Annotated in this window: 6 protein-coding genes; 1 reads left to right on the forward strand and 5 read right to left on the reverse strand. The window is 64.5% G+C overall.

Annotated features, from left to right (window positions below; all coding sequences use genetic code 11):
- The 4 genes from EOA28_RS21910 to EOA28_RS21925 form a co-directional block, all read right to left on the reverse strand.
- Positions 1–625 (reverse strand): ATP-binding cassette domain-containing protein (locus tag EOA28_RS21910; protein ID WP_148670796.1); only part of this gene is annotated, 625 nt, incomplete at its 3' end.
- Positions 622–1,626: an ABC transporter permease gene (locus EOA28_RS21915; protein WP_127249171.1), complete on the reverse strand. Its 1,005-nt coding sequence runs from the start codon at positions 1,624–1,626 to the stop codon at positions 622–624. The genes EOA28_RS21910 and EOA28_RS21915, both read right to left, overlap by 4 nt.
- Positions 1,623–2,609 carry a substrate-binding domain-containing protein gene (locus EOA28_RS21920; protein WP_127249172.1) on the reverse strand — a complete coding sequence of 329 codons (987 nt, stop codon included), beginning with the start codon at positions 2,607–2,609 and terminating at the stop codon, positions 1,623–1,625. Before EOA28_RS21920 ends, EOA28_RS21915 begins: the two co-directional genes overlap by 4 nt.
- A gap of 402 nt (positions 2,610–3,011) precedes the next feature.
- Positions 3,012–3,533, reverse strand: a complete 522-nt coding sequence (locus EOA28_RS21925; RefSeq protein ID WP_245463377.1) for a MarR family winged helix-turn-helix transcriptional regulator — start codon at positions 3,531–3,533, stop codon at positions 3,012–3,014.
- A 245-nt stretch (positions 3,534–3,778) separates the two neighbouring features.
- On the opposite strand from EOA28_RS21925, the gene EOA28_RS21930 reads away from it, so the two are divergent.
- Complete coding sequence (locus tag EOA28_RS21930; RefSeq protein ID WP_127249174.1) at positions 3,779–5,308, forward strand: MDR family MFS transporter; 1,530 nt, start codon at positions 3,779–3,781, stop codon at positions 5,306–5,308.
- Between the two features lie 67 nt (positions 5,309–5,375).
- Here EOA28_RS21930 and EOA28_RS21935 read toward each other — a convergent pair.
- The coding region (locus EOA28_RS21935; protein WP_128315251.1) for an ROK family protein at positions 5,376–6,024 on the reverse strand (649 nt) is incomplete at its 5' end.

Genomic DNA, 6,024 nt, shown 5'->3' on the forward strand with positions numbered 1-6,024 from the left:
GGATGACGCTTACGCCTTGCTCGCGCAGCTTGCGGATAAGGGCCTCGACATTTGCCGTTTCCTGCACGCCAAGCGCCGCCGTCGGCTCGTCCATAACCACCAGCTTGGCGCCCGACCCCGCCGCGCGGCAGATCGAGATCGCCTGCCTCTGGCCGCCCGAGAGACGCCGGACGCGCTGGGTCACGGACGGCACGTTGATCGACAGCCGTGACAGCATGGCGCGCGCCTGGTCTTTCATCGCCTTGCGGTCGAGCAGGGCGAACGGGCCGATGCGGCGCACGATCTCACGGTTGAGGAAAAGGTTCTGCGCCACCGTCAATTCGTCGATCAGCGCCAGGTTCTGGTGCACGGTCTCGATGCCCGATTTGCGCGCCTCGTCCGGATTGGAGAACGGGTGCTGGCGGCCGTCGAAATAGATCGTGCCGCCGTCGGGCACATGCACGCCGACCAGGCAACGGATGAGCGTCGACTTGCCGGCGCCATTGTCGCCGATCACCGCGGTGACCTCACCTCGCCGGGCTTGAAACCCGACATCGGTGAAGGCGCGGATGCCGCCGAAATGCTTGCTCAGTCCCTGGCAGGCGAGGATCGCCTCGGAAGGCGCGATGTGATTGACGGTGCTCATTTCTGATATCGCATGATCAGCGCCGCCAGGACCACGATCACGCCCACGGCAAGTGGTTGATAGAAGGCCGAGACGCTGAGCAGCGTCAGCCCGTTGACGAGGGCCGTCAGCATCAGCGCGCCGATCGCCGGTCCCAGGATGCTGGCGCGGCCGCCGAACAGGCTGACGCCGCCCAGCACCACGGCCGCCACGGAGTTCAGGAGCAGGCTTGTGTTGATCTGCGGCTCGGCCGAGCCGATGCGCGCCACCAGAAGGATCGACGCGATGCCGGCGCAGAAGCCGGAGATCGTATAGGCGGCGATCTTGACCCGGTTCGTGCGAATGCCGAGCGCGTTGGCGCTCTCTGCCTGGCCGCCGGTGGCAAGCAGATGCACGCCGAACCGCGTGTGGTAGAGCGCAACATGCGCGACAAGGACGGCCGCGATCGCCACCCAGACCGGATAGCCGAACGGCCCGAGATAGCCTGACGCGAGCTTGAGCAGGAACGTCGAGCCCACCATGGTCGGCTCGCCGCCTGACAGGATGAGGCCAAGACCAGTGATGCCGGAGAGCGTGCCGAGCGTCACGACGAAATCGGGAATACGCCCGGCGGTGATCAGCACGCCGTTGATGAAGCCGATGGCGCTGGTGGCGAGCGCCGCGAGCACGCAGGCGGCGAAGATGTCGAGACCCGCCGCATTGACCAGGCCGAGGATGACCGCGCCGAGCATGACGGAGGCTGCGAGCGAGAGGTCAATGCCGGACGTGGCGACAACGAAGGTCTGACCGATCGACAGCACCACCAGGATCGCGGCGGCAAGCAGGATCGCCTGCATGTTGGCGACGCTGAGGAAGACTGGCGAGGTGACGCCGAACAGGATGACGAGACCGACCAGGCCGACGACGGATGCCCAGTCGGCCCAGAAGGAAGGATCGATGAGGAGAGCCGCCAGGGAGGGACGGCTCTCCTCGTGGACGCCCGCCTGTCGGGAGGCGGGCGCGTTGTCGGCTGGAAGGCTCACTTCAGCATCTCGCGCAAGGGATCCGGATAGTCGCCGCCTGGACGCGGGAAGTTCTTCAGCGAGGCTTCCGCATTGTCCTTGTTGATGAGGAGCACCGGCGCAGGCACGTTGGCGGGGAGTTCCTTACCCATTGCGGCAAGCTTGCACGCCTCGACGCCCATTGCGCCGACCACATAGGGGTATTGCGCGACGGTGGCCGTGAGTTCGCCGGCGGCGACCGATTTCAGAGCGTCGACAATGCCGTCGAGGCCGATCACCTTGACGTCCTTGCCGGACGTCTGCACGGCTCGCTCGACGCCGAGCGCCATGATGTCGTTGGCGGCAAAGAAGCCGGCGAGATCCGGATGCGCGGCCAGGATGTCGGTGGCAGCAGTCAGCGCCTTCTCGCGATCCCAGTCGGCGCTCACCATAACCACCACTTCCAGCTTGCCCTCGACCGCCTGCTTGAAGCCCTTGATGCGGGCGTTCGAGCCGACGTCGCCGACGATACCGGCAATCAGCGCCACCTTGGAGCCTTTCGGCACCAGCTTCAGCATCTCCTCGCCGGCCAGCGCGCCGGCAGCGACGTTGTCGGTGCCGATATAGGTCGAGACGGCGAAGCCCGCGGCCTTGGCCTGTTCGGCATCGATGGTCGAGTCGATGTTGACGATCGGCTTCTTCTTCTGGGCGACCGGCACCAGCGCCTGCACCAGGTTGGAGACGCTGATCGGATTGACCAGGTAGCAATCGTAATCCTGCAGGGCCATGGCCGTCAGCTTGTCGGCCTGCCCCGTCGCATCGCCCATATTGGCGGCGGCCTGCACGGTGACACCAACGCCGTCGGCCTTGGCCTGTTCCTCTATGCCCTTCTGCATGGTCTGGAAGAACGGATTGTCGAGGCCTTTGACGATCGCCGCGACCTTGGCGTCTTCGGCTTGCGCGGGCGCGGCTAGCTGCGTGGCAAGCAGGCCAGCGCCGAGGGCCAGGCAATTGAACATGCGCATATATCTTCCTCCTCCGGATTTTTGGTTGTCGGCTCGTTGTTCTGCGAACGGCATGGCTGACGAAACACGCGCGACCCCGGCGCTTGCGTTGGAAAGACAAGCTTGTGCGCGCACAAGGCGCCCGGTTCGGGTTTCTTTCATATCAGGCGTTGCTCCTCCCAGAGCGCTGATGATATCACATCAGCGTTATCGCATGTTTGGAAATAATTTTACGTACGTCAAGAATTAAAATGGAGCGCAGCGCATTTTTAGTGTGGTCGGCGTCTGTGACGTGCCGCCATTGTGTCTTTAGCAGACGGAGTTCCGAAGACCACGCTTGCGCTCTATCAAAAAGATCGAACCGGCGATCATCGAGGAACCGCACGGTCCGCTGTTCGGAAATGGCTGCGCGTGGCTCGCCGGCTATTTCGCCCGCGGGAGCGACGGCTCCGTCTCGTCCATCATCTGTTTGACGGCATCGGCTGACCTGCGCATCTCCGCCTCGTCCATCGCCCAACCGGCGAAGCGTTCCAGCAGAGCGGCGAACGTCACAAGGTCCTGCTCATTCCACTGCGTCAGCGATCCTGCAAAAATCCGCCATTTGGTCTGGCGCACCGCCGTCACGAGGCGCTCGCTCTTGGCGGTGAGCTTGAGGCATATTCGCCGGGCATCGAGCTGCGACGCGACGCGGAAGGCGTAACCACGCTCGACGAGATCCGCGGAGATGCGACTGGCACGGGAGGGATCGATTCCCATGCGCTCGGCGATGACGCCGACCGTCACCTCGTCCTGCGGGGTGTCGCTGGCGACCGCGCTGAGCGCGATGATCGCATCGAGATGACTCAATTCCAGCGAGGGGTCGATGCGGGCCAGGATCAAACGGCCGAAGTCCCGGCGCTGGACCGAGCGGCGCATCTTGCTCATCACCGCATCGATGGCCGCCACAGCCCCGGCTGCCGCTTCGGACAGGCCATGGCCGCGCGCCAGATCGGCGAGATCCTGATCGCCTCGCGTCTGGCACAGGTTGGAAAATCGGTCGGCCTTGCCCGGCTCGGCATCGTTGCTGCTCATCCCGCAGCGCGCTAGCAAATATATATGCCGATGTCAATTATATGCTAGTAGCATATATTTGATGTTGACATACATCTGCTGTGAGCACATAAACCGCGCCCATGCGTTGGAGGTACCCCATGAGCCTTGACTCAACTCTTCCGGATGCGCCGCCCGTGGAGGCCGAAGCCAGGCCCGATCTTACAACATTGATCGTCTATTGCGGTGCGCTGGTTGCCATGTTCATGGCCACGATCGACATGCAGATCGTCGTCACCGCCTTGCCCACCATTGCCGGAGAGCTCGGCAACCTGCATCTGTTTGGCTGGGTGGGTGCCGCCTATCTGCTCTCTACCGCCGCGGTCTCGCCGTTCTACGGCAAGCTTGGCGATATGTATGGTCGCAAGAATGTCGTCCTGACCGCCATCGGCCTGTTCGTGCTGGGCTCGCTGGTCTGCGGCATGGCATGGTCGATGGAAAGCCTGATCGCCGCGCGCGTGCTCCAGGGCATCGGCGGCGGCGGCCTGATGGTTTCCGCCTTCGCCATGATCGGCGAATTGTTCTCGCCGCGCGACCGCGCCAAGTACCAGGGTTACAGCTCGGCGGTGTTCGCGCTGTCCTCGGTCCTAGGCCCGTTGGCCGGCGGCTACATCACCAGCCTGTTCGGCTGGCGTTGGGTCTTCCTGGTCAATCTGCCGATCGGTATTATCGTTATGGCGGTGCTGGCATTCGCCATGCGCAGCCGCTTCAACGAGAAGAAGCACCATGTCGACTATCTCGGCGGCGCACTGCTGGCCATCGGCACGACGGCCATCGTCTATTGGGGCTACCATGTGCTTGACCCCTCCGGGCCGGACACATTCACCTTCGTGCTGCCGCTGCTTGCGCTGGTCGCAATCATCTTGTTCATCATGGTCGAACGGCGGGCCGGGGAGCCGATTGTGCCTTTGCGGCTGTTCGCCATCTCGACGGTCAGCATCGTCTCGGGCGTCTCGCTGGTTGCCGGAACGGTGACGCTGGGCATGTTCTTCTATTTCGCCCTCTATATGCAGACGCTGACGGGTCTCAGCCCTGCCGAAGTCGGCTTCCTGTTCCTGCCGGCCTCGCTGACGTCGATGGTCATCTCGATCGTCGCCGGACGGGTCATTGCCGCAACCGGACGCTACAAATGGATGCCGGTGGTGGCGATGGGGATGGGAGGCCTGCTGATGATAGGCTTTGTCTTCATCAACCAGCATACGCCGATCTGGGTGCTGGCGGCGATGATGGCTACATTCGGCATCTCGATGGGCCTGCAGTTCCAGGTGCTGATCGTGGCGATCCAGGCAGCCGCACCCTTGCAGGACATCGGCGCGGTGACCTCGCTGATCACGCAGGCGCGCACGCTTGGCGCATCGCTTGGTCTTGCGCTGAACGGCGCGGTGATGATCTGGGCCTTGAACCGGCAGACCGCGGAGCTTCCCGCTGATGCCGCCGCCTTGCTGCCGCAGGGCTTGAACGGGCTCACCCCGCACATCGCTTCGAGCCTGCCCGCCGCGATCCGCGAGGTGGTGCTCGATCATTATTCCAGCGGGTTCAACGTGATGTTCATCTGGGTGGCGGCGCTCTACTTCGTCGCCATGGGGCTGACGCTGCTGCTGGAGAACAGGGAAATCCCGAGGCGGGCCTGAGCCGCCGAGCCGGACGGAACTCGGACAGATTGAAGTCGCGTCAGCGCCTTCCCGATTTCAATTGAAATCATCCGGCTCTGGCGCCGGCCGCTCCGCCGGCCCCGTCGCCTGTCTCCTGGTCCTGCACCATCGAAAGCGCCGTGCCCGGCTCGCCCTCCCACAGGATAAGGCTGGCAGCACCCACCAGCCCGGCGCGGTCGCCGAGCTCGGCCGGCACGATCGGCACGTCGCGATAGGCCTGCATGGCCCGCTCCTCGATCGTTGCCCTGATCCCCGGGGCCAGCAGGTCGAAGCCGTTGGCGAGTCCGCCGCCCATGACGATCACCTCGGGCGAATAGAGATGCAGAAGGTTGGTAAAGCCGATGCCGAGCCATTTCGCCTCCGCCTCGACCAGGTCGCGCGCCGCCGCGTCGCCTGTCCGCGCGGCTTCGATGACATGCCGGGCCGAGACGTCGCCGTCATTGGAGAGCCGCCGCAACTGCGAGCCGTCGCCGGGCGCGGTGAGCCGCGTCGCCCGGCGCCCGAGAGCGGTGCCCGAAGCGACGGCCTCGAAGCAGCCGACATTGCCGCAGAAGCAGCGATCGCCTTCTCCGGTGATCGTCATGTGGCCGATCTCGGCCGCCAGGCCGCGCCTGCCGTGATAGATGTGGCCGTCGGCGATCACGCCGCCGCCGATGCCGGTCGACACGGTGACGAAGACCAGCGAGCCGGCGCCG

Origin of the sequence: Mesorhizobium sp. M2A.F.Ca.ET.067.02.1.1, assembly GCF_004023285.1 — a bacterium.
Lineage (GTDB): Bacteria > Pseudomonadota > Alphaproteobacteria > Rhizobiales > Rhizobiaceae > Mesorhizobium.